Source organism: Melaminivora jejuensis (assembly GCF_017811175.1).
Taxonomy (GTDB): Bacteria; Pseudomonadota; Gammaproteobacteria; order Burkholderiales; family Burkholderiaceae_C; genus Melaminivora; species Melaminivora jejuensis.
In genome coordinates, this window is sequence record NZ_JACWIJ010000002.1 from 2175570 (window position 1) to 2198369 (window position 22800).

27 protein-coding genes are annotated in these 22800 nt (G+C 68.1%); 11 read left to right on the forward strand and 16 right to left on the reverse strand.

Annotation, left to right across the window (positions count from 1 at the left end):
* Positions 1 to 71 precede the first annotated feature (71 nt).
* Complete coding sequence (locus IDM45_RS10325) at positions 72 to 482, forward strand: response regulator (RefSeq protein WP_209422764.1); 411 nt, start codon at positions 72 to 74, stop codon at positions 480 to 482.
* Positions 483 to 602: 120 nt separating this feature from the next.
* Here the strand turns inward: IDM45_RS10325 and IDM45_RS10330 are convergent, their stop codons facing one another.
* A complete protein-coding gene (locus tag IDM45_RS10330; RefSeq protein WP_209424081.1) occupies positions 603 to 1235 on the reverse strand; it encodes a response regulator in 633 nt (210 codons plus the stop codon).
* Positions 1236 to 1403: 168 nt separating this feature from the next.
* On the opposite strand from IDM45_RS10330, the gene IDM45_RS10335 reads away from it, so the two are divergent.
* From IDM45_RS10335 to IDM45_RS10355, 5 genes are all read left to right on the forward strand, one after another.
* Positions 1404 to 2747 carry a CHASE3 domain-containing protein gene (locus IDM45_RS10335; protein ID WP_209422765.1) on the forward strand — a complete coding sequence of 448 codons (1344 nt, stop codon included), beginning with the start codon at positions 1404 to 1406 and terminating at the stop codon, positions 2745 to 2747.
* A 143-nt stretch (positions 2748 to 2890) separates the two neighbouring features.
* Complete coding sequence (locus IDM45_RS10340) at positions 2891 to 3055, forward strand: DUF1328 domain-containing protein (protein WP_209422766.1); 165 nt, start codon at positions 2891 to 2893, stop codon at positions 3053 to 3055.
* 68 nt (positions 3056 to 3123) lie between these two features.
* Entirely contained in the window at positions 3124 to 3510 is a 387-nt protein-coding gene (locus tag IDM45_RS10345; RefSeq protein WP_209422767.1) for a hypothetical protein, read from the forward strand.
* Positions 3511 to 3570: 60 nt separating this feature from the next.
* Entirely contained in the window at positions 3571 to 4146 is a 576-nt protein-coding gene (locus tag IDM45_RS10350) for a ferritin-like domain-containing protein (RefSeq protein ID WP_209422768.1), read from the forward strand.
* Between the two features lie 50 nt (positions 4147 to 4196).
* Positions 4197 to 4511, forward strand: a complete 315-nt coding sequence (locus tag IDM45_RS10355) for a BON domain-containing protein (RefSeq protein ID WP_209422769.1) — start codon at positions 4197 to 4199, stop codon at positions 4509 to 4511.
* An 84-nt stretch (positions 4512 to 4595) separates the two neighbouring features.
* Here the strand turns inward: IDM45_RS10355 and coaD are convergent, their stop codons facing one another.
* From coaD to IDM45_RS10375, 4 genes are all read right to left on the reverse strand, one after another.
* Positions 4596 to 5084, reverse strand: coding sequence for a pantetheine-phosphate adenylyltransferase (gene coaD / locus IDM45_RS10360; protein ID WP_209422770.1), 489 nt, complete (start codon positions 5082 to 5084; stop codon positions 4596 to 4598).
* Between the two features lie 325 nt (positions 5085 to 5409).
* Positions 5410 to 6111: a 16S rRNA (guanine(966)-N(2))-methyltransferase RsmD gene (gene rsmD, locus IDM45_RS10365; protein ID WP_209422771.1), complete on the reverse strand. Its 702-nt coding sequence runs from the start codon at positions 6109 to 6111 to the stop codon at positions 5410 to 5412.
* Positions 6108 to 7472 (reverse strand): M16 family metallopeptidase, encoded by a 1365-nt coding sequence (locus tag IDM45_RS10370; protein WP_209422772.1) that lies wholly within the window; start codon positions 7470 to 7472, stop codon positions 6108 to 6110. The genes rsmD and IDM45_RS10370 overlap by 4 nt, the downstream gene beginning before the upstream one ends.
* A gap of 22 nt (positions 7473 to 7494) precedes the next feature.
* Positions 7495 to 8964, reverse strand: coding sequence for a M16 family metallopeptidase (locus IDM45_RS10375; protein WP_209422773.1), 1470 nt, complete (start codon positions 8962 to 8964; stop codon positions 7495 to 7497).
* 29 nt (positions 8965 to 8993) lie between these two features.
* Between IDM45_RS10375 and ftsY the strand changes: the two genes are divergently transcribed.
* Positions 8994 to 10202, forward strand: coding sequence for a signal recognition particle-docking protein FtsY (ftsY, locus tag IDM45_RS10380; RefSeq protein WP_209422774.1), 1209 nt, complete (start codon positions 8994 to 8996; stop codon positions 10200 to 10202).
* A 434-nt stretch (positions 10203 to 10636) separates the two neighbouring features.
* On the forward strand, positions 10637 to 11752 hold the full coding sequence (locus tag IDM45_RS10385; protein WP_209422775.1) for a hypothetical protein: 1116 nt from the start codon (positions 10637 to 10639) through the stop codon (positions 11750 to 11752).
* 37 nt (positions 11753 to 11789) lie between these two features.
* On the opposite strand, the gene cutA is transcribed toward IDM45_RS10385, so the two are convergent.
* Complete coding sequence (gene cutA / locus IDM45_RS10390) at positions 11790 to 12161, reverse strand: divalent-cation tolerance protein CutA (protein ID WP_232654052.1); 372 nt, start codon at positions 12159 to 12161, stop codon at positions 11790 to 11792.
* A gap of 172 nt (positions 12162 to 12333) precedes the next feature.
* Here cutA and rpoH point away from each other — a divergent pair, with 172 nt between their 5' ends.
* The gene (gene rpoH / locus IDM45_RS10395) at positions 12334 to 13269 is read left to right on the forward strand and encodes an RNA polymerase sigma factor RpoH (protein WP_209422776.1); all 936 of its coding nucleotides are present in this window, start codon (positions 12334 to 12336) and stop codon (positions 13267 to 13269) included.
* Between the two features lie 166 nt (positions 13270 to 13435).
* Positions 13436 to 14452 carry a Bug family tripartite tricarboxylate transporter substrate binding protein gene (locus tag IDM45_RS10400; RefSeq protein ID WP_209422777.1) on the forward strand — a complete coding sequence of 339 codons (1017 nt, stop codon included), beginning with the start codon at positions 13436 to 13438 and terminating at the stop codon, positions 14450 to 14452.
* Between the two features lie 51 nt (positions 14453 to 14503).
* Here IDM45_RS10400 and IDM45_RS10405 read toward each other — a convergent pair whose 3' ends face one another.
* From IDM45_RS10405 to IDM45_RS10425, 5 genes are read right to left on the reverse strand one after another with little or no spacing between them, the layout of a single operon-like run.
* Positions 14504 to 15139: an SCO family protein gene (locus tag IDM45_RS10405; protein WP_209422778.1), complete on the reverse strand. Its 636-nt coding sequence runs from the start codon at positions 15137 to 15139 to the stop codon at positions 14504 to 14506.
* Entirely contained in the window at positions 15139 to 16086 is a 948-nt protein-coding gene (gene cyoE / locus IDM45_RS10410) for a heme o synthase (RefSeq protein ID WP_209422779.1), read from the reverse strand. Before cyoE ends, IDM45_RS10405 begins: the two co-directional genes overlap by 1 nt.
* Positions 16083 to 17270, reverse strand: a complete 1188-nt coding sequence (locus IDM45_RS10415; protein WP_209422780.1) for a COX15/CtaA family protein — start codon at positions 17268 to 17270, stop codon at positions 16083 to 16085. The genes cyoE and IDM45_RS10415 overlap by 4 nt, the downstream gene beginning before the upstream one ends.
* Positions 17270 to 18034, reverse strand: a complete 765-nt coding sequence (locus IDM45_RS10420) for a hypothetical protein (protein ID WP_209422781.1) — start codon at positions 18032 to 18034, stop codon at positions 17270 to 17272. Before IDM45_RS10420 ends, IDM45_RS10415 begins: the two co-directional genes overlap by 1 nt.
* Positions 17988 to 18776 carry an SURF1 family protein gene (locus tag IDM45_RS10425; RefSeq protein WP_209422782.1) on the reverse strand — a complete coding sequence of 263 codons (789 nt, stop codon included), beginning with the start codon at positions 18774 to 18776 and terminating at the stop codon, positions 17988 to 17990. The genes IDM45_RS10420 and IDM45_RS10425 overlap by 47 nt, the downstream gene beginning before the upstream one ends.
* A 59-nt stretch (positions 18777 to 18835) precedes the next feature.
* On the opposite strand from IDM45_RS10425, the gene IDM45_RS10430 reads away from it, so the two are divergent.
* A complete protein-coding gene (locus IDM45_RS10430; protein ID WP_209422783.1) occupies positions 18836 to 19069 on the forward strand; it encodes a twin transmembrane helix small protein in 234 nt (77 codons plus the stop codon).
* A 116-nt stretch (positions 19070 to 19185) separates the two neighbouring features.
* On the opposite strand, the gene IDM45_RS10435 is transcribed toward IDM45_RS10430, so the two are convergent.
* The 5 genes from IDM45_RS10435 to ctaD all read right to left on the reverse strand — a co-directional run bounded on the left by IDM45_RS10435 (position 19186) and on the right by ctaD (position 22762).
* The gene (locus tag IDM45_RS10435; protein ID WP_209422784.1) at positions 19186 to 20067 is read right to left on the reverse strand and encodes a cytochrome c oxidase subunit 3; all 882 of its coding nucleotides are present in this window, start codon (positions 20065 to 20067) and stop codon (positions 19186 to 19188) included.
* A 76-nt stretch (positions 20068 to 20143) separates the two neighbouring features.
* Positions 20144 to 20368 carry a DUF2970 domain-containing protein gene (locus tag IDM45_RS10440; RefSeq protein ID WP_209422785.1) on the reverse strand — a complete coding sequence of 75 codons (225 nt, stop codon included), beginning with the start codon at positions 20366 to 20368 and terminating at the stop codon, positions 20144 to 20146.
* A complete protein-coding gene (locus IDM45_RS10445) occupies positions 20365 to 20997 on the reverse strand; it encodes a cytochrome c oxidase assembly protein (RefSeq protein ID WP_209422786.1) in 633 nt (210 codons plus the stop codon). Before IDM45_RS10445 ends, IDM45_RS10440 begins: the two co-directional genes overlap by 4 nt.
* Positions 20998 to 21011: 14 nt before the next feature.
* Positions 21012 to 21125, reverse strand: coding sequence for a cytochrome oxidase small assembly protein (locus IDM45_RS10450; RefSeq protein ID WP_209422787.1), 114 nt, complete (start codon positions 21123 to 21125; stop codon positions 21012 to 21014).
* Between the two features lie 11 nt (positions 21126 to 21136).
* Positions 21137 to 22762, reverse strand: coding sequence for a cytochrome c oxidase subunit I (gene ctaD / locus IDM45_RS10455; protein ID WP_209422788.1), 1626 nt, complete (start codon positions 22760 to 22762; stop codon positions 21137 to 21139).
* Positions 22763 to 22800: the final 38 nt, after the last annotated feature.

Below are 22800 nucleotides of genomic sequence, written 5' to 3' on the forward strand. Positions count from 1 at the left end.
TGTTTCGCCCTACATTCAGTCCAGCCCCGCGCAGGCCGGGTCTGAGCGCGCCAGGGTGAAAAAGGAAGGTTGTGAAATTGCGTACTTACATCGTCGAGGACAACGCCACCATTCGGGACAACCTGATCGGCGCGCTGCAGGAGCTGGCCCAGATAGAAGCCGTGGGCATGGCCGAGACGGAGGACGAAGGCAAGGCCTGGCTGGCCGAGCATTCCACCCAGTGGGATCTGGCGATTGTTGACCTGTTCCTGCGCCAGGGCAGCGGCCTGGGCGTTCTGGCGGCCTGCCGCAACCGCCCGGCCACGCAGAAGATGGTGGTACTGAGCAATTACGCCACGCCCGATGTACGGATGCGCTGCGCGCAACTGGGGGTCGATGCCGTGTTCGACAAGTCCAGCGAGATCGACGCGCTGATCGATTACTGCATCGCCCACGGCTCGTCCCGGACGCAGCCGCCGGGCGCGGCTATCCAGGCGTCCTGAACCCATGCGCACCGAGCTTCCCGGCAGGCCGTGCGCGAGCCACCCGAGAGTCACCCGAAAGCCACTCAGAAACGCACAAAGCCGGCATGAGCCGGCTTCGCGCATTTGCCACCGAACGTGTCAATCGATCAGCTTGTTCTTCAGGGCGTAGTAGGTCAGGTCGCTGTTGGACGACAGGCCCATTTTCTCCATGAGCCGGGTGCGGTAGGTGCTTACCGTCTTGACGCTCAGCGACAGCGCCTTGGCGATCTCGCCGGCTGTCTCGCCCTTGGCCAGCTTCAGGAAGACCTGGAACTCGCGTTCGGACAGCTGCTCGTGCGGCGGTGCGTCGTCCTTTCTGTTGAGTTGCTGGGCCAGCAGGTCGGCCACGGCAGGCGTCAGGTAGCGCCGGCCCAGCGAGATGGTGCGGATGGCCTCGACGATCTCCTTGGGCTCGCATTCCTTGTTCAGGTAGCCGCTGGCGCCCTGGCGGATCAGGTTGATGGCGTAGTGCTCCTCGGGATAGCCGCTGAGGATCAGGATGCCCATATCCGGCGCCTTGGCGCGCAGCATGGCCAGCGCGTCCAGGCCACTTTGCCCCGGCATGGACAAATCCATGACCAGAACGTCGATCTCGTGCGTGCGCACCAGATCAATGGCCTCCCGGCCATTGGCCGCCTCCCCCACCACGCGCAGATCGACGTGTTCCGACAGGAACTGCCGCAACCCCGACCGCACGATTGCATGGTCATCCACAATGCCGATATTGATCATTGAGCCTTCTTTCATGGGACACGCAGGCCAGTCCTGCGTGACATATGGTTTGCGATGCGCTCCCTGCTGCACGCTGGCAGCCAGCGCGGCAGCACCGGATGATCATAGGCATTTTCCGCACCCCGGCTTGTCAGACGCCGGAGCACATTCCATTCGGGTCTGTCCGGCATGAACAAGCTGCACGTTCGACGATTGCTGGGGCTGCTGGCGCTGCTGGTCGCCAGCGCGCTGCTGGCCATCAACGAGATCGGCTACCACCACTCGCAGCAGGCCGTGGACACCCTGGCGCGCTCGCACGCCACGCGCGCCGCGCTCGACCAGATGCTGCAGTCCATGCTGAACGCCGAGACCGGCCAGCGCGGCTACCTGCTGACCGGCGACGAGCGCTATCTGCGGCCCTACCAGAGTGCCGTCGCGTCCATCCAGGGCCATTTGCAGACCATCCGCAGCGCGCACGACAGCCAGGCACTGCAGCCCGGCGATATGGCCCGCCTGTCGGAGCTGATCGCGCGCAAGCTCTCCGAGATGGAGATGAGTGTCAACCTGCGCCGCCAGAACGAAGACGAGGCCTGGCGCTTCGTGCTGTCCACCGATGTCGGGCAGCAAGAGATGGAAGACCTGCGTACCCTGGCCACGCAGCTGATCCAGCGCAGCGCTGACGAGGCCGGGCGCAGCACCCAAGCCATCCACGCCTCGCTGGCGCGCTCGCGCACCGGCATTGCGCTGGCGGGCGTGCTGGGGCTGGTGGTGTTTTACCTGTACCTGCGCGGCAGCCGCGCGCTGCGAGCCGCACAGGAGCGCGAGCAGCAGATCCTGGAGCGCGAACGCGACCGGCTGGAACAGCTGGTGCTTGAGCGCACCGCCTCGCTGTCCCGGCTGGCCGATCACCTGCAGCAAGTGCGCGAGGACGAGCGCGCCCATCTGGCGCGCGAGTTGCACGATGAGCTGGGCGCACTGCTGACCGCCGCCAAGCTGGACATCGCCCGGCTGCGCCGCCGGCTCGATGCGGGCAACCACGAGGGCGCCGAGCGGCTGCAGCATCTCAGCGACTGCCTGAACCAGGTCATCGCGCTGAAGCGGCGCATCATCGAAGACCTGCGCCCCTCGTCCCTGTCCAACCTGGGCCTGGTGGCATCGCTGGAAATCCTGACCCGGGAGTTCGCCCAGCGTAGCGGCACCGCGCTGCAGACCCGCCTGGAGCCCGTGCAGCTATCCGAGCCGGCCCAGCTGACCGCCTACCGTTTGGTACAGGAGGCGCTGACCAACATCCACAAGCACGCCCAGGCGCACAACATCTGGGTGCTGCTGCAGCAGCACGGCGGCCAGGTCTGCGTGCAGGTGCGCGACGATGGCCGGGGCTTCGACAGCGCCCAGGCGCCTGCCGATTCGCACGGCCTGCTGGGGATGCGCCACCGGGTCGAGTCCCTGGGCGGGCGCCTGAGCATCGAAACCGCTGCCGGCCAAGGCACCGTGGTGCGCGCCGATCTGCCAGCCGAATTGCCCGCCGGTTGAGCGCAAGGGCAGCGTCCTACAGGGCAGCACGCCGGCTGCTGGCAGCGTCGCCCACGCCCCTGCTCCTACATTGGAACCACGCGCCCAACGCCCTCGGACACCGCCAGGCAGCAAGCGCATCCCCAGATACAAGGAGGTTCCTCATGTTGCATTACGCAGTCGTCTTTCTGGTCATCGCCTTGGTGGCCGCGCTGTTCGGCTTCGGCGGCATTGCCGCCGGCGCAGTCGGCATTGCCAAGATACTTTTCTTCATCTTCGTGATCATGGCCGTGGTGACCTTCGTGCTGGGCCTGCTCAAGAGAGGCTGACGCCGCACCCCGCCCCTTCCCCGCCCCCATCGCTCCACAGCTCCACGACTCACAGACAAGGAAACACCATGGACACACAGGACACCACCAAGAAAGCTGCCGACGCCGCCCACGACATGGCCGACAGCGCCAGGGACAGCGCCAAGGACGCCGTGCAGGCCACCCGGCGCGTGGCCAACGAGGCCCTGGACAAGGCCGAGGAAGGCGTCAAGCGTGTCAAGGAAGAGATCGACCCCATGATCGACGACCTGGCCGCCCGCGCCCAGGAATTTGCCAGCCGCAGCATCAGCTACGCCGCCGAGACTGGCGAGCGCGCCCGGCGCCAGTTCAACGACGCTGCCGACGCCACCTGCCGCTATGTGTCGGATCAGCCTGCCAAGTCCATGCTGCTGGCCGCCGCTGCCGGCGCCGCCCTGGCCACAGCGTTGATGATGTCGCGCCGCAGCGACCGCTGAGGCAGTCGCCCTGGACGCAGACATGAACCCACGACAACCCAGCACACGGAGGCAAGCCCAATGAAACCCAGCAAGAACGGCGCCGAGGGCCAGCAGCAGCACGCAGGCGAGCCCCAGGCCCTGGAGCTCGACATGGAGGCTGTGCGCAAGGCCGGCACTGCCGACCTGGACGACGGTGCCGTGACCCCCGGCTACGGCCCCTACCGCGAAGCCATCATCAAGCTGCTCAACTCCGCGCTGGCCACCGAGCTGGTCTGCGTGCTGCGCTACAAGCGCCACCACTTCACCGCCGACGGCCTGGAATCGCCCGCCATTGCCGCCGAATTCCTGGAGCACGCCAACGAGGAGGCAGCGCACGCCGACAGGATTGCCGAGCGCATCGTGCAACTGGGCGGCTCGCCGGACTTCAACCCGGCCTCGCTGCTGGAGCGCAGCCATGCCGACTACGACGAATGCACGGATCTGAAAGGCATGTTGCGCGCCAACCTGGTGGCCGAGCGCATCGCCGTGGAAAGCTACCGCCAGATGGTCGAGCTGATCGGCGACAAGGATCCGACCACGCGCCGCATGTTGGAGGGCGTGCTGGCCGAGGAAGAAGAGCACGCCGACGAACTCAGCGACTGGCTCAGGCGCTGAGCCAGGACATCCCGTTTCTCTCCCCCAACCCAGACCCCAAGGAAAACACCATGAAATACGCCCGAGCCCTTGCCTTTGCACTGGTCGCCAGCGCCACCATCGTCACTACCGGCTGCTCGGTGGCGCGCCACCAGCAGACCGTCGGCTCCTATGTGGACGATGCCGGCATCACCACCGCCGTCAAGGCCAAGATGGCCGAGGACAAGACCGTGGCCGCCACCTCCATCAGCGTGGAGACGCTCAACGGCACGGTGCAGCTGTCAGGCTTTGCCAAGTCGCAGGCGGAAAAGGATCGCGCCGAAAACATCGCGCGCAACACCAAGAACGTGCGCGAGGTGCGCAACAGCATTGTTGTGCGCCCGTAAGCGCAGCCGGCAACGCCATACGCAGCGACCGGGGCAGCAGCCCCGGTTTTTTTCGTCTGGCGCGCCTGGCAGCCGCTGGCCGCCTCAGCCCTGCGCCAGCCGCGCGCGCAGGCGCCGATCGACCTCGGGCGAGACGAACTTGTCCACCTCGCCGCCCAGCGAGGCGATCTCGCGCACGAAGGTGCTGCTGATGAACTGGTACTTGTCGCTGGGCGTCAGGAACACTGTCTCGACCTGCGGCATCAGATGCCGGTTCATGCCGGCGAGCTGGAATTCGTAGTCGAAATCCGTCACTGCACGCAGCCCGCGCACCATGGCCCGGGCGCCGCGTGCGACAACGAAGTCGCGCATCAGGCCGGCAAAGCTCTCCACCCGCACCTGCGGGTAGTCGCGCACGGCGTGGCGCACCATCTCGATGCGCTCGTCCAGGCTGAAAAGGGTCTTCTTGTGGTGGCCGGCGGCTACGGCCACGATCAATTCATCGAACAGCAGCGCGGCGCGCCGCACCACGTCCTCATGCCCCAGGGTGATGGGGTCGAAAGTGCCGGGATAGACGGCAAGCACGTGCGGCATGGCAAAACTCTCCTGATTGCGACTGCGGCGGTGGTTGGTAGTAAGAGCGTGTTTACGATCCCCGCGCGGGTGCGCGGGCGCGGCCTCGGGCGGTCTGCGGCGTTGCAAATCCTCGCGATAGCACGGGCTATCGCTGCGGTTTGCGCCTGGCAGCCCATCCCGATCCGCACCCGCGCCCCTGCGCGCGGAGATCGTAAACACGCTCTAAGAGTCGGCAGCGGCGGCGCATGGGGCCGGCCTGCTACCGATAAATCGGTCTGGTTTTGGCATCAAATCAAGCTCCAGCCCTTGCCTGGCAAGCGCTGGCAGCTACCTTTTTTGATGATTATCCAGCGTCTGGCGCAGCCTGCAGCAGGTGGGCGTGGACGGCCCCTGCCTTCAGGTGGCGATGCAGGGCCAGCCCGAGTGCCGCCAGTGCCGCCGGCTCCCAGGCCTGCCCGGCCTCCAGGTAGATGAAGCCGCCCGGCGCCAGCGCCCGGGCTGCGCTGCGCAGGGCCGGCGCGAAACTGTCCTGCTGGGCATAGGGCGGATCGATGAAGACCAGCTCCAGGCTGGCCGCCGCCGCACCTTGCAGGGCCTGCAGGCCATCGCCGCGCCGGATCGACACCTGCTGCTGGCTGGCCTGCAGCCGCTGCACATGGCGGCGCAACTGCGCCGCCAGGGCGGCGTCGCTCTCCACCAGCAGCACGCTGGCGGCGCCGCGCGAGGCGGCCTCCAGCCCCAGCGCGCCAGTGCCGGCGAAGGCGTCCAGGCAGCGCCAGCCGCCCAGATCTTGGCCCAGCCAGTTGAACAGCGTCTCGCGCACGCGATCGGGCGTGGGGCGCAGGCCGGGCTTGTCGGCCACCGGCAGGCGGGTGCGCTTCCATTGCCCACCGATGATGCGCACCTCGCCGCTGACCGGGGCCGGCGCGCCTGGCGCTCCGCCCGTCTTGCCGGTCTTGGCGGGATGGGCGATCCTGGCGGCCCCGGCAGACTTGCCGCTCTTGCCTGGCTGGCCATCGGCCCTGCCGCTGGCTGCCCTGCTCATGGCTTGGCCGGCTGCGCGCCGACGATGACGGTGACCATGCGCCCGGGCTGCAGCTTTCTCTGCATGGCGGCGCGGATGTCGGCCACGGTGAGGGCCTGCACCCGCTCCGTCCAGTGCTCCAGGTAGTCCAGCGGCAAATCGTTCCAGGCGATGTTGACCACATTGGCCAGCAGCTTGCGGTTGCTGTCGATGCGCAGGGCAAAGCCGCCGATCAGGTTGTCCTTGGCGGCGCGCAGCTCGGCCTCGGTCGGGCCTTCGGCGACGAAGCGCGCCAGCACCTCGCGCGTGAGCTGCACCGCCTGCTGCGCCTGATCCGGGCGCGTCTGCAGGCCGATCACGAAGGCGCCGGCGTTCAGGCCGGGCGAGAACTGGCTATAGACGCCATAGGTCAGGCCGCGCGTCTCGCGCACCTCGTGCGTCAGGCGCGAGGTGAAGCCGCCGCCGCCCAGGATGTGGTTGCCCACCAGCAGCGCCAGAAAATCCGGGTCGCTGCGCACAAAGCCCGGCTGGCCGATCAGCACATGCGCCTGCGCCGAGGCAAGCGCAATGTCTTGCTGCACGGCGCGCGCCAGCGGCTGCACGGCTGGCACGGGCGGCAGCGGCGCGCAGTCGGCAGCCTCGGCAGCCGGCAGGCGTGCCAGCAAGGTCTGCACCAGCGCCTGCGCCTGTGCGCGCGTCACCGCGCCGACGATGGACACGCGCGCGCGGCAGGCCTGCACGTAGCGCTGATGAAAGGCCTGCATGTCGGCCACGCCGATGGCGGCCAGGGTGTCCGCCGTGGCGAACTGGCCATAGGGGTGGCTGCCGAACACGTCGCGGGCAAAGGCTTTGCCGGCGACGGTGCCGGGGCGCGTGTCGGCCTCGCGGATGCTGGCCTGCCAGCGCGCGCGCTCGCGCTGCCAGACGTTGGCGGCAAAGCTGGGCTGGGCCAACTGGCGCGCGGCCAACTGCGCGGCGCGCTCCAGCAGATCGGCTTCGGTCAGCGAGCGCAGGCCGAAGACCAGGCCGTCGCGTTCGGCGCCGGCGTCGAAGCTGGCGCCCAGGTCGGCCCAGGCCTCGCCCAGGTCGTTCTCGTCCAGCGCCGGCGCATTGCCCGCAGCCTGCACGCCCTTGCTGCTCATCAGCGCCACGGCGCTGGCCAGGCCGGCCTGTGCCGGCGGATCGCGGCGCGTGCCGGCGTCGAAGTCGATCTGCACATCCACCATGGGAATGGCCGGGCTTTGCACCAGCCAGACACGCGCGCCGCTGGCCTCGCTCCAGTGCTCGATGGGCAGCAGCGCCCAGGCTGATTGAGCATAAAAAACGGCTCCAGCCCATACCAGGCAAGCGCGGATAGCTATCTTTTTGAGAGTATCTTGCATCATCATGACCTTGTGCCCCGGCTCAATGGACGCGCCCGCTGGCCGGCGCCTGGCCCTGCGCCCCAGGCTGGGGCTGGGTGGGGTTGTGCGCTGGACGCGGCTGCGGCACCAGGGTGGCCACGGTCAGCTGATCGTCGCCGAACCAGCGCGCCGCCACCGACTGCACCTCGGCAGGCGTCACGCCGCGCAGCAGTTGCAGCAGGCGCTCGTCGGCATCCAGTGGCAGGCCCTGTACCCAGTTGCTGCCCAGGTCGCTGGCCTGGGCCTGCAGCGAGTCGCGCGCGTAGATGGTGGCTGCGGCCCACTGCGTGGTCACGCGCTCCAGCTCGGCAGCGCCGATGCCTTCGCGCGCCACGCGGGCGATCTCGGCACGCAGCGCGCGTTCGACATCCTGGGCGCTCTTGCCCGCCGCCGGCACGCCGGACAGCAGGAACAGCGCCGGCCCGCGCCCGACCACCGAGGCATCGCTGCCGGCGTTGTCGGCCACGCGGTCGGCGCCTTGCGTCAGCGCCCGCTGCAGCCGCGCGCCGTCGTAGCCGCTGAGCACGGCGGACAGCGCCAGCAGCGCCAGCGCATCGCGGTCGCTTGGCGTGAGATCCTGCACGCGCTCGATGCGCGGCACGCGAAAGGCCAGCGCCACATAGGCCTGGTCGGCGGGCGCCTTGAACTCGATGCGGCGCATACCCTTTTGCTCGGGCTCCTCGCGCGGCTTCCTGGCCGGCACAGGCCGTGCGGGAATGCTGCCGTAGGTCTGCTGCGCCAGCGCCAGCACCTGCTGCGGCTCGACGTCGCCCGCCACCACGACCGCCGCATTGGCCGGCACATACCAGCGCGCGTGGAACTGGCGCGCGTCATCGGGCGTCATGGCGTCCAGGTCGCTCATCCAGCCCACCACCGGGCGGCGATAGGGCGCGGCGATGAAGGTGCTGGCGTACAGCTGCTCGATCAGCGCCGCGCGTGGCTGGTCTTCGGTGCGCATCCGGCGCTCTTCCTTGACCACCTCCAGCTCGCGCCGGAACTCCTCGTCGGGCCATTGGTTGTGCTCGAAGCGGTCGGCTTCGAGCTGCATGACATCGGCCAGCCGGCTGGCCGGGATCTGCTGGTAGTAGCCGGTGTAGTCGCGGCTGGTGAAGGCATTTTCCTGTCCGCCCAGGGCGGCGACGCGGCGCGAGAACTCGCCCGGCGCCAGGGTCTTGGTGCCCTTGAACATCATGTGCTCCAGCACATGGGCCACGCCCGAGGTGCCGTCCACCTCGTCCATGGAGCCCACGCGCAGCCAGACCATGTGCAGCGCCGTGGGCGCACGCCGGTCGGGCTGCACGATCAGCTGCATACCGTTGGCCAGCGTGAACTGCTGGGCGCCGCTGGCCGTGGCGGCCTGGGCTTGCTGGAGGGCCGGGGCCGGCACTGCGGCGGCGGACGGTGAGGAAGCCTGCTGGGCCAGCGCGGACACGCCCGCCAGCAGGGCCATGAGGGTAAGAGCGCGTTTCATAGAATGGCTGCGATTCTAAGAACCCGCCAATGTTCAGCTTCTTCAAGAAAAAAACCCCCGCCCCCGAAGCGCCGCCAGAACAGCCGGCGTCCCCTGCTGCGCCCGTGGCCGCGCCGATCCCTGCTGCCGGCGCAGCGCCTTCCGCCAGCACCCCTGCCGCTCCCAGCCCGGCCCCGCCCGCAGCGGCCAGCCCGGCCACAGGCGCCATGGCCTGGCTGCGCAAGTCCTTCGGCGGCGCCGGTGCCGAATCCGATGCCGCCGCGCCAGCCGCCGCCCAGGCTCCTGCGGCATTCCCGGCTGCGCCCGAGCCGACCGCCAAGCCGTTGCCCGCTGCCAGCGCCCGCCAGCATTGGGTCGAACGCCTGAAATCCGGGCTGAAGAAGACCGGCACCAGCATCGCCACCGTCTTCACCGGCACGCAGATCAACGAGGCGCTGTACGAGGAACTGGAGGACGCGCTGCTGATGGCCGATGCCGGCGTGCGCGCCACCCAGCACCTGCTGGACGACCTGCGCCGGCGCGTCAAGGAGACCAAGGCCACCGAGCCCGCCGCCGTCAAGGCACTGCTGGCCGACGCGCTGGCCGATCTGCTGCGCCCGCTGGAAAAGCCCCTGGTCATCGGCGAGCACACGCCCACCGTGATCATGGTGGCCGGCGTCAACGGCGCGGGCAAGACGACTTCCATCGGCAAGCTCACGCGCCATCTGGCCGAGCACGGCCAGAGCGTGCTGCTGGCTGCCGCCGACACCTTCCGCGCCGCCGCGCGCGAGCAGCTGGGCGTCTGGGCCACGCGCAGTGCGGTGGAGATCATCAGCCAGGAAGGGGGCGACCCGGCTGCCGTGAGCTTCGACGCCGTGGCTGCCGGGCGCGCACGCGGGCGCGACGTGGTGCTGGTGGACACCGCCGGGCGCCTGCCCACGCAGCCGCATCTGATGCAGGAGCTGGCCAAGATCCGCCGCGTCATCACCAAGGCCGACGCCAGCGCGCCGCACGAGGTGCTGCTGGTCATCGACGGCAACACCGGCCAGAACGCGCTGGCGCAGGTGCGCGCCTTCGACGATGTGCTGCAGCTCACCGGCCTGATCGTGACCAAGCTCGACGGCACGGCCAAGGGCGGCGTGCTGGCGGCCATCGCCCAGGAGCGGCCCGTGCCGGTGTATTTCATCGGCGTGGGCGAGCGCCTGGAAGACCTGGAGACCTTCAACGCACGCGAGTTCGCCCAGGCGCTGCTGGCCTGAGGGCGCGCCCGGGGATGGAGGCGCGTAGCGCGTGGTGCGTGGTGCATTTGGCGTTGACCGCACGACCGCCCCCGGCGCAGGGCGGCGCGCGGGCCATCGGGACAGCGCCCTTTCAGCTACGCTTTCAATAGCTGCCAACGCTTGCCAATCAAGGGTTTGATGGCTTTTTCATCATTATTCCCGGAAGTTGCCGCTCAAGTATTGGCGGCAGCTGGCCGATAGGCACTTAGAGCGTGTTTACGATCTCCGCGCGCAGGGGCGCGGGTGCGGATCGGGATGGGCTGCCAGGCGCAAACCGCAGCGATAGCCCGTGCTATCGCGAGGATTTGCAACGCCGCAGACCGCCCGCGCACCCGCGCGGGGATCGTAAACACGCTCTTACGCCTCGTGCGCTTTTTCGTGCGCGCCCGCGTGCAACCCCGGGAGATCACACCATGAAGATTGCCGCATCGACCCTGGAGTGGCAGGCCGAGCACAGCGCCAGCCGCACGGAAAGCCACAGTGCCAGTCTGCGTTCCTGGAGCGGCCAGCGCCCTGCCGACGCTGCGGCCCTGGGCGCTGCCCTGCCCGCCGGCGGGCAGGCCTCCAACGCCGCCGGCCAGGCCGGGGCCGCGCTGGTGCGCTCATCCCTGCAGATCAGCCAGGAAGCCCGTCGCCTGCTGCGAGAAGAAGGCCTGCAGGCCGGCAGCGCCGTCGATCGGGCGCAGCAGCCGCTGTGGCGCTCGGAGCTCAGCCCGCTGCAGAGCATGATCAGCCAGCTCATCGAGCACATGACCGGCGTGGGCGCCAACTTGATCCGCGTCGAGGCTGGCGCCGCCCAGGCGCAGCCCTTGCCCACGGACAGCGAGGGCCGCGCGCTGGCCAGTGCTGCCCAGGCCGCCAACTGGGGCCTGGAGTACGACGAGCACCACGTCCTGGAAGAAAGCGAGAGCACCCGCTGGGCCGCCCAGGGCACGATACACACCACCGACGGGCGTGAGGTCAGTTTCAGCATCGAGCTGCAGATGCAGCGCCACTTTCGCCAGGAAAGCAACACCTCGCTGCGCCTGGGCAACGCCCGTCCGATCGACCCGCTGGTCATCAACTTCGACGGCACGGCAGCCGAGCTGCAGGACGTGCGCTTTGCCTTCGACCTGGACAGCGACGGACACGCCGAGCAGGTGCCGCTGCTGGCCGGCAACCGGGGTTTTCTGGCGTTGGATCGCAACGGCAACCAGCGCATCGACAACGGCAGCGAGCTGTTCGGCCCGGGCACCGGCAACGGCTTTGCCGAACTGGCGGCCTACGACGACGACGGCAATGGCTGGATCGACGAAAACGACCAGGTCTTCGAGCAGCTGCGCGTGTGGACGCCGTCCGCCGATGGCCCGGGCACGCTGCGCAGCCTGCGCGAGGTCGGCGTCGGCGCCATCTCGCTGGCTGCCGCCGGCACGGAGTTCGCGCTGCGCACAGCGGACAACCGCAGCCTGGGCCAGGTGCGCGCCACCAGCGCCTATCTGTACGAGGATGGCCGGGTCGGCCACGTGCAGCAGCTCGACCTGAGCGTCTGAAGGGCGCCCCGAAGGGGGATTTCTGAGCGGCCCGGGGTCACGGCTGCGCCACCTGCTCCTGCGCCCACGCGCCGTAGGCGGCACTGGCGTGCAGCGGCTGGGCCGTCAGTTGCGGCACCTGGTAGGGGTGCTCGTGCTGCAGCAGGCCGCACAGGGCCGGCAAGGCGGCAGCGGTGGTCTTGCAGTCCAGCCGCCACTCGGCCTCGTGCTGCAGCGCCCCATCCCAACGGTAGTGCGATTCGATCTGCTGGATCTGCACGCAGGCCGCCAGCGCCTGCTGCAGCACCAGTCCCGCCAGGCGGCGGGCATCGTCACGGTTGGCCACGGTAGTGGTCAAAAGCCACAGCGCAACTGGCAGATGGCCGACAGCGGCAGTGGGCGGTGCGGAGACAGGATTGGCAGCAGACATCGCAGAAGATGGGTTGAGAAAAACCAGATTGACACGCGAAGCCGGCATTTTCACGCTTTGCGACACGGGAACTTCGGCTTTAGCACTCGATCCAAGAGAGTGCTAACATCCTCCGATTGAGCCATTCCTGCTGGCCTTCGGACGACACATACAACGATCAAGGACGCCGCTCATGACCACTTCCGCACTCTCCGGCTCTGCCGCGCTCACGCCCGCTAGCCCGTGGGCCGTCGTGCCGCCGCTGGGCAATCTGGACGCCTACATCACTGCCGTCAACCGCCTGCCCCTGCTGACGCTGGAGGAGGAGCAGCGCTATGCCCGCGAGCTGCGCGATGACGGCAACGTCGATGCCGCTGGCCGCCTGGTGCTGTCGCACCTGCGCCTGGTGGTGTCCATCTCGCGCCAGTACCTGGGCTATGGCCTGCCGCACGGCGACCTGATCCAGGAGGGCAACGTCGGCCTGATGAAAGCCGTCAAGCGCTTCGACCCGGATCAGGGCGTGCGCCTGGTCAGCTATGCCATGCACTGGATCAAGGCCGAGATCCACGAATACATCCTGAAGAACTGGCGCATGGTCAAGGTGGCCACCACCAAGGCGCAGCGCAAGCTGTTCTTCAATCTGCGCTCCATGAAGCAGGGTTTCAAGGCCGATGCGCTGGATGCCGACACGCACCGCGACACCCTGTCCGAGCGCGAGATCGACCAGGTGGCCGAGCAGCTCAACGTCAAGCGCGAGGACGTGATCGAGATGGAAACTCGCCTGTCGGGCGGCGACATCCTGCTCGATCCAGCACCCAGTGATGACGGCGAGCAGGCCTTCGGGCCGATCGCCTACCTGTCCGATACCGGCCACGAGCCCACTGCCATGCTCGAATCGCGCCAGCGCGACATGCTGGCCACCGACGGCATCGCCACCGCGCTGGACAGCCTGGATGCGCGCAGCCGGCGCATCGTCGAGCAGCGCTGGCTGCAGGTCAACGACGACGGCTCGGGCGGCATGACGCTGCACCAGCTGGCCGCCGAGTACGGCGTGAGCGCCGAGCGCATCCGCCAGATCGAAGTCGCAGCGATGAAGAAGATGAGAAAGGCGCTGGTCGAATACGCCTGACGCCCGGCCTGCCTGCTGCCCGGGGCAGGCGGATAATCGAGGCGCGCATCCTTCATGGATGCGCGCTTTTTTGCGTTATGCAGATGGCGTTGTGCATCTGGCGCTCGGGCGCTGCGCTGCGCTGTGCCGTCTGCCGCTTTTTCCCTTTCCTACAGGAGATCCGCCCATGCCCCGCCCCATTGCCGCGCGCCGCGCCTTGCTTACCCTCGCCGTTGCCGCCGGGCTGGCGGGCGCCTGCGGCGTCGCCGTCGCACAGAACGCTCCGGCCACACCCGGCTGGCCGGCCAAGACGGTACGCATCATCGTCGGCTTCCCGCCCGGCTCTTCGCCCGATCTGACGGCGCGCACCTTTGCCGAGCCGCTGGCGCAGGCGCTGGGCCAGTCGGTCATCGTGGAAAACAAGGTCGGCGCCGGCGGCAACATCGGCGCCGACGCGGTGGCCAAGGCCACGGACGGCCACACCATCGGCCTGTTCATCAATGGCAACCTGACCATTGCCAAGCTGATCAATCCGCAGGTGCCCTATGACCCGGCGCGCGACCTGGCGCCGCTGTCGCTGATCGGCGTGTCGCCCCTGGTGCTCACGGCTGCCGTGGGCCAGAAGGACGTGCCGGCAGACGGTGACGCGCGGGCCTTCCTGGCCGCTGCCCGCGGCGCCGGCGACCGCTGGAGCTATGGCACGCCCGGCGTGGGCACGGTGGGCCACCTGGGCACGGAGCTGCTCAAGGCACGCACCGGCATCGATCCGCTGCACGTGCCCTACCCCGGCTACCCGCAGGTGGCCACGGCCATGGGCGGCGGGCAACTGCAGATGGCGCTGCTGCCGCCGGCGCTGGCGCTGGCGCAGGAGCGCGCCGGCAAGCTGCGCCGCATCGGCGTGACCTCTGCCGGGCGCAGCACGCTGGCCCCCGAGGTACCCAGCCTGGCCGAGGCCGGCGTCCAGGATTTCGAGCTGGAAATCTGGAACGCTTTCGCTGCACCGGCCAACATGCCGGCCGCCGTGCGGGCGCGCCTGTCGGCGACCATCGCCGACATTGCCCGCACCCCTGCGGTGCGCGAGAAGATGTTCCAGCAGGGCTGGCAGGCCGTTGGCTCGTCCGCAGAAGGCCTGGCCAACCGGATGCGCGCCGACACTGCCGCCATGGGCCAGGTGATCCGCGAGCAAAAGATCACGGCGCAGTAAAAACCGCCACCCCCTTGGCCGGGAGCGGGGCTACCCGCGCTGCGCGCGCCCTCAGCGCGCCTGGTCGAGCAGGATGCGGATGTCGGATGCCAGCGCCTGCGCGCCGCTGCCGTAGCGGTGGTACAGGCGCAGCCGCCCGGCCGTGTCATAGACGTAGGTGCCGGCGGAGTGATCCATGGTGTAGCTGGTCGGCGTGCTGCCCTCGACGCGCTTGTAATAGATCTTGAAGTCCTTGGCCACGGCGGCCAGTTGTTCGGGCGAGCCGCGCAGAGCCACGAAGCTGGGGTCGAAATTGGCCATGTAGGCCTTGAGCACCTCGGGCGTGTCGCGCTCGGGATCGACCGTGACGAAGACGCCCTGCACGCGCTCGCTGTCGGCGCCCAGCGAGCGCTTGACCTCGGCCAGTTCGCTCATGGCCGTGGGACACACGTCCGGGCACTGGGTATAGCCGAAGAAGGCCACGACGACCTTGCCGGCAAAGTCCGAGAGCGTGCGCTGCCGGCCATCCTGGTCGGGCAGGGGCAGGTCGCGGCCATAGTCGGCACCGGTCACATCCACACCCTGGAATTTAGCCGCAGCAGGCCCACATCCAGCAAGAAAAACGGCTCCAAGGCTTGCCAGACAAGCGCTGGCAGCTATCTTTTCAAGAGCGCGACGACGGTTCGGGTTCAGGTTCGGGTTCAGCATCACAGGACATAGTGATCCACCAGCAGGGCGGCGAACAGTGCGCTCAGGTGGATCAGGGAAAAGCGAAAGGTCTTGCGCGCCAGTTGATCCGAGTAGTGGCGCCACAGCGCAAAACCATAGGCGCAAAAACCCAGGCTCAGCAGCACGGCAGCAGCCAGGTAGATCCAGGAGCTCATGCCATAGATAAACGGCATCAGGCAGCCGGCGAACAGGATCAGGGTGTACAAAAAGACCTGCAGCCGGGTGAACTCGTTGCCATGCGTCACGGGCAGCATGGGCAGGCCGGACTTGCGGTAGTCCTCGACGCGGTACAGCGCCAGCGCCCAGAAGTGCGGCGGCGTCCACAGAAAGATGATCAGAAACAGGATCAGCGCCTCGGGGCCGACCTCGCCGGTCATGGCGGCCCAGCCCAGCACCGGCGGCATGGCGCCCGACGCCCCGCCGATCACGATGTTCTGCGGCGTCAGGGGCTTCAGGATCACGGTGTAGATCACGGCGTAGCCGACGAAGGTGGCAAAGGTCAGCCACATGGTCATCGGGTTGACCAGCACGTACAGCAGCGCCGAGCCGGCAGCGCACAGCAGCGCCGAGAACGCCAGCGCCTGGCCACCCGACAGTTCGCCGCGCGCCGTGGGCCGCCAGGCGGTGCGCTTCATGCGCGCATCAATGCCGCGCTCGACCAGGCAGTTGAAGGCTGCTGCCGCGCCGGCCACCAGCCAGATGCCGGCGCTGGCGATGGCCATCTCCAGCCACTGGCGCGCACTGGGCAGGCCCGGCACGGCCAGCACCATGCCGATGAAGGCACAGAACACGATGAGCTGCACCACGCGCGGCTTGGTCAGTGCATAGAACTGCGCCAGCCGCGAGGGCAGCGCACCCGCTGGTCGGGCGGCGCCGGCAGGCGCTGGCGGCACGGGGGCGGGAGCAGGGGCGGGAGCGGCACTCATGCGGAAACTCGCTTGGCAGAAAGGTGCGGCACATCGGCAGCCGCCAGCCCGGCAGCGCGACTGGCGGCCAGCGCCCAGGTCAGCACCACCACCAGGGCGGCGGCGCCGCCAGTGTGCAGCACGGCAGCGGCCAGCGGCCAGTCCAGCACCACGTTGGACAGCCCGGTCAGCAATTGCGCCAGCGCCAGCCCCAGCAGCCAGCGCGCCTGCACCTGCAGCACCCCGGCGCAGCGCAGCGCCCAGGCCAGCGCCAGCAGCGCCGTCAACACGCCGTAGGCCACCAGCCGATGCACGTAATGGATGGCGGTGAGGGCGGCAAAGCCGATGTGGCCGCCATCGGCCCGCAGGCCCAGCGGGCGCCACAGCGTGAAGCCTTCGGCAAAGGCCATATCCGGCCACCACGAACCCTGGCATTGCGGAAACGTGGTGCAGGCCAGCACGGCGTAGTTGGTGCTGACCCAGCCGCCCAGCAGCACCTGCAGCACTACCAGGGCGGCCACTATCAGCAGGGCCAGCCTCAGGCCGCTGGACACCGGCACGGCAGCCTGCGCACGCACGATCCGCGTCAGTCGCACGGCCTGGACGCACAGCAGCGCCAGCAGCACCACGCCGCCCAGCAGGTGCAGGGTGACGATGGCCGGAAACAGTTTCATGGTCACCGTCAGTGCGCCGAACGCCCCTTGCAGGCAAACCCAGACCAGGGTGGCAAACGGCCACCAGGGATTGAGCGAGGGCTCCGGCCCGGCAGCGCTGGCCTTCAGGCGCGCCCGCTCGCGCCAGGCCAGCAGCGTCAGGGCGATGATGAGCACACCCACGGCGCTGGCCAGGTAGCGGTGGATCATCTCCACCCAGGCCTTGCCGTGCGTGACCGGGCCGGTGGGCATGGCGGCTTGCGCGGCGGCGATCTCGGCACGCGCGCCCACCGGGCTGGCGCTGCCGTAGCAGCCGGGCCAGTCCGGGCAGCCCAGGCCGGAGTCGGTCAGGCGCGTGAAGGCACCGAACAGCACCAGGTCGAAGGTCAGGAACAGCGTCAGCACGGCCAGCGCCTGCAGACGCGCCGCCGGCGTGCGGCCCCGGCTCTTGCGCCAGACCCAGGCCAGCGGCAGCCCGGCGATGGCCAGGCCCAGCGCCATCAGTTCCAGCACCGGCGCCAGGTCGTACAGGGCTTGCGCATCGGTGGGCATCAGTGCGGCTCCTGCCCACGGCCAGGCTTGTCCCAGGAAGAGGACGCGCGCAGCAGCCGTTCCAGATCGCGCTTGGCCTGCGCGGCGCCGGCCCGATCCAGCCGCGCCGGAAAGCGCATCATCCAGTTGCCCATCGGATCGACCAGGTACAGATGCTCCTCCAGCGTGTGGCCGACAGCGGGGGCCAGCCACTGTTGCAGCTGCTGCGGCGCCACGCGCAGCACCGTGGCCTGCGCCAGCGCCGGGGCGATGTCGGCAGGCAGCGGCCCATCGTCGGTGACCAGCCAGACCCAGTCCATGCGGTCTTTCTCGCGGCCCATGCTCTCGCGCAGCTGGCGCTGCAGGTACAGGTTGCTGCGGCAGACCTCGCCACAGGCAGCGCCGGAAGTACTGAGCAGCAGCCACTGCCCGCGCAGCTGCTCCAGCGGTTGCGTGCTGCCGTCGGGCGCCAGGGCAAGCATGGCCTCGGGCAGGTGGCGCTGCGGCTCGATCAACTCGCCAAAATTGCGCCGGCCCTCGGGCCGGATCACGTAGTAGGTGAAGTAGGAGGCCAGCACCGGCGCGGCTGCCACCAGCAGCAGGCCCAGCATCTGCCAGCGGCCCCGGCGCGAGCGCTGCAGCGCCGCCAGCGCATCGCCTGCGGGCGGCAGGTTGTGTACCGTCAGGGACAGCGGCTCATCCGTCATGCTGGCCACTGCCGCCGGGACACCGGGACGCTCAAGGCCTGGGGCGAGCGAAGCGTCGGATGAGTTGGAACCAGACATACAGGATTGCCACCAGGGCGCACAGCCCGAACCATTGAAAAGCGTAGCCGTAGTGCTTGCTCACGCCGTTGTCCACGGCGGGCCAGTCACGCGCCAGGCCTGCACCGCCTTCGCTGCTGCCCGTCTGCACCACGGTCAGTGGCAGCAGCGGCAAGCCAGTTTCGGCGGCAAAGGCCACAACGTCCAGATTCTGCCGGATGCGCGAAGGCCCCGGAGGATCAGCAGTGGTGGCGGCGAACTCGTACAGGCGCGCCGGAGAACCAGCCAGCCGCCCATCAAGCTGCACCGGCCCTGCCGGGGTGGCGATGTCCGGCAGGCGGCTGCGTTCCTGGAAGTCGCGCGGCACCCAGCCGCGCTGCACCAGCACCACGGCAGCGCCCGGCGGCCCCAGGCGCAGCGGCGTCAGCACGAAAAAGCCCGGTCTGCCGTACATCTGCCGGTTGTCCAGGAACAGGGTGTGCTCGGCCAGCCACCGGCCCTGCAGATGCACCGGGCGATGCAGCAGCGGCCCGCTGTCGTCAGCACCACTGCTTGCGGTCAGCAGCTGCGCGCTGGACAGCGGATGCCGGCTGGCGCGCTCATCGATCGCGGCCTGCAGCGCCTGCTTGTGCGCCGCCCGTGCGAGTTGCCAGCGGCCCAGTGACGCCGTCAGCGCCATGGTCAGGACGGCGGCCAGGGTGATCAGCCAGAAGCGCCACTCCACGCGTGGGCGTGGGCTGCCGGGGGTCTCATGGTCTTGCATCGGAAGGAAAGGCTGGCAGTCGCTACGATGATTGGCCAGTCCAACCAGGCAGACCATCCATGAAAATCCTCGTAGCTCTCGCGTTTCTCGGCATTGTGGCCAGCCTGGGCTCGGCGCTGTTTTTCATGATGCGTGGCGACCGGGCCGGCCAGGACGACAGCCACCGCAGCCGTCGCATGGCCCGCTCGCTGGCGCTGCGCGTCGGCCTGTCGGTGCTGTTGTTCGTCTGCCTGCTGCTGGCCTGGAAGCTCGGCTACATCCAGCCGACCGGCGTACCGGCTGTGCGAGGCTGACCGGCGTGACCGGCACCTGAGTGTCCGTTTCAAGCCATTTCTGGCCTGAAGCGGCACCCAGCAAGCGCTGACAGCTATTTTTATGATAGCGAACGCCGATCAGGCCGAGCGCCTGCCTACATCCAGTAGACCAGGATGTACAGGCCCAGCCAGACCACATCCACGAAGTGCCAGTACCAGGCCGCACCCTCGAAGCCGAAGTGGCGCTGGGCAGTGAAGTGCCCGCTTTGCAGACGCAGCGTGATGAACAGCAGCATCAACATGCCGACGAAGACGTGAAAGCCGTGAAAGCCCGTGAGCAGGAAGAAGGTCGAGCCGAACACGCCCGAGCTCAGCTTCAGGTTCAGCTCGGTGTAGAGGTGGTAGTACTCATAGCCCTGCACGCACAGAAAGGTGATGCCTAGCAGCACCGTGACCCACATGAAGGCGATGGTGCGGCCCCGGTTGCCGGCCTGCAGGGCGTGGTGGGCAATGGTCAGCGTGACGCCCGAGGTCAGCAGCAGCGCCGTGTTGATGGTCGGCAGCCAGAAAGGGCCCACGGTCTGGAAAGGCTCCACCGTGCCGGCGGGCGAAGCCGTGACACCGGCGGCCACGCTGGGCCAGACCGACTTGAAGCCGGGCCACAGCAGGCCATTGCCCAGGCTGCCCAGCTCAGGCACGGAATGCGCGCGCGCCCACCACAGCGCCGTGAAGAAGGCGCCGAAGAACATGACCTCGGAGAAGATGAACCAGCTCATGCTCCAGCGGTACGACAGGTCGATCTTGCGCCCGTACAGACCGCGCTCGCTCTCGCGCGCGGCGTCGCGGAACCACTGGAACAGCACGAACAGCCACCAGGCGATGCCGAACCAGAAAGTCCACTTGCCCCACTGGTGGCCGTTGATCCACTGGCTGGCCCCCAGGATGACGAAGAACAGCCCGATGGCAGCGAACATCGGATGCCGCGACTCCGCAGGGACGTAGTAGTACGGCGTTGCGCCGGGTGTGGTTGCACTCATGTCAGCTCCTCGGTCTCAAACTTCCGTGCGGACAGTCCGCTGTTGTGTGTTGCCCCGCTGCACCCGGCCCCTTTGGCTAGACGACCCAGCGCACCAGCAGGATCAGGCCCAGCACGAAGGCAAACAGCGCCACCAGGCCGACCAGCACGATGTGCAGTGGCTGGATGCTTTGCAGGTCGCGCCGGTATTCCTCGCCGGCGCGCAGGCCGATCAGCGACCAGGCCACGGCGCGCAGCGTGCGCAGCAGCGAGGCCTTGCGCGGTGGCGCTGGCGGTGGTCTGGTGTCGTGCGGCGGCTTCATGCACCGTCTGCCCCTGCCCTGCCCCCGCCAGCAGCCCCGGCAGCGGCAGCGGTGGACTGCGGCGCTGCCGGCGTGCGTCCGCCCACCTCGAAGAAGGTGTAGGACAGGGTGATGGTGGTGACGTCCCTGGACAGGCGTGGATCGATCACGAAGGCCACCGGCCAGAGTTTCTTCTCGCCCGGCTCCAGGGTGTACTGGCTGAAGCAAAAGCACTCCAGCTTGGTGAAGTGCGCCGCCGCCTGGCGCGGGGCATAGCTGGGGATGGCCTGCGCCGACATGCGCCTGTCCTGCACATTCTGGAATTCGTACATCACCGTGGCCAGCTCGCCCGGATGCACTTGGATGGAGCGCTGCCCCGGCTTGAAGTCCCACGGCCCGCGCGCGTTGGCGTCGAACTCGACGGTGATGGTGCGGCTCCTGTCGATCTGCGTATTGCCGGGAATGCGGGCGTTGGGGCCAGCGCTGCCGTTGCCGGGCACCAGGCGCTCGGACAGCGTCAGGATGTTGATGCCGGTGACCTCGCAGATGCTCTTGTAGATGGGAATCAGGATGTAGCCGAAGGCAAACATGCCCAGCGTCACCACGGCCAGCTTGCCCACCATCCTGACGTTTTCCTGGCGCCTGCCCATTGCTTGCCTCCTCTTCAGCGCAGCCAGACCATGCGCACGAAATAGCCCAGCAGGAACACCAGCGCCATGGACGCCAGGATCAGCGCCAGCCGCACGTTGACCTTTTTCTTGTCTTCGGGCAAAGGCATGGCGCTGTCCATCAGCCAATCACGCGCGTGGCGGTGGCGTCGAGCCTGGGCGGCACCTCGAAGGTGTGGAAAGGCGCCGGCGAGGGTACTTCCCACTCCAGGCCCTCGGCCGCCTCCCAGGGCCGTTGCGGCGCCGGGGCGCCGCGCCCGCGCATAGCCGGCAGCACCACGAACAGGAAGAAATACACCTGCATCAGGCCGAAGCCGAAGGCACCGATGGAGGCGATCATGTTGAAATCGGCAAACTGCATGGGGTAGTCGGCGTAGCGGCGCGGCATTCCGGCCAGCCCCAGGAAGTGCATGGGGAAGAAGGTGATGTTGAAGGTGATCATCGAGCCCCAAAAGTGGAACCTGCCGCGCGCCTCGCTGTACATCACGCCAGTCCACTTCGGACTCCAGTAGTAGTAGCCGGCGAACATGGCGAACAGCGAACCGGCCACCAGGACGTAGTGGAAGTGGGCGACGACGTAGTAGGTGTCCTGCAACTGGATATCGAGCGGCGCCATGGCCACGAACAGGCCGGTGAAGCCGCCGATGGTGAACACGAAGATGAAGCCGACGGCCCACAGCATCGGGGCCTCGAAGGTCATGGAGCCGCGCCACATGGTGGCCGTCCAGTTGAATATCTTCACCGCCGTGGGCACCGAGATCAGCATGGTGGCGTACATGAAGAACAGCTGGCCCGTCACCGGCATACCGGTGGTGAACATGTGGTGCGCCCAGACGATGAAGGACAGGATGGCAATCGCCGCCACGGCATAGACCATGGAGGCATAGCCGAACAGGCGCTTCCTGCTGAAGGCGGGGACGACCTGGCTGACGATGCCGAAGGCCGGCAGGATCATGATGTACACCTCCGGGTGGCCGAAGAACCAGAAGATGTGCTGGTACATGATCGGGTCGCCGCCGCCAGCGGCGTTGAAGAAGCTGGTGCCGAAGTGGCGATCCGTGAGCGTCATGGTGATGGCGCCGGCCAGCACTGGCATCACGGCGATCAGCAGGTAGGCGGTGATTAGCCAAGTCCAGCAGAACATGGGCATCTTCATCAGCGTCATGCCGGGCGCGCGCATGTTCAGGATGGTCACGATGATGTTGATGGCGCCCATGATCGAGCTGGCGCCCATGATGTGCATGGCAAAGATGGCCACGTCCATGGACGGCCCCATCTGCAGGGTCAGCGGCGCATACAGCGTCCAGCCGGCTGCCGGCGCGCCGCCGGGCATGAAGAACGAGCCGATCAACATGCTGGCCGCCGGGATCAGGAGCCAGAAGCTGAAGTTGTTCATGCGTGCAAACGCCATGTCGGAGGCGCCGATCTGCAGCGGCAGCATCCAGTTCGCAAAGCCCACGAAGGCCGGCATGATGGCGCCGAACACCATGATGATGCCGTGCATGGTGGTGAGCTGGTTGAACAGCTCCGGGTTGACCAGCTGCAGGCCGGGCTGGAACAGCTCGGCGCGGATCAGCATAGCCAGCAAGCCGCCCACCATCAGCATGGTGAAGGAAAACAGCAGGTACAGCGTACCGATGTCCTTGTGGTTGGTCGCATACATCCAGCGCCGCCAGCCGGTGGGTGTGGCGTGGTGGTGCTCGTCGTGCCCGTGGCCGTGTCCGTGGTTGTCCAGAACTGCGCTCATGACTTGAGTCCTCTTTTCATCCGTGCGTTGGCTGGCGC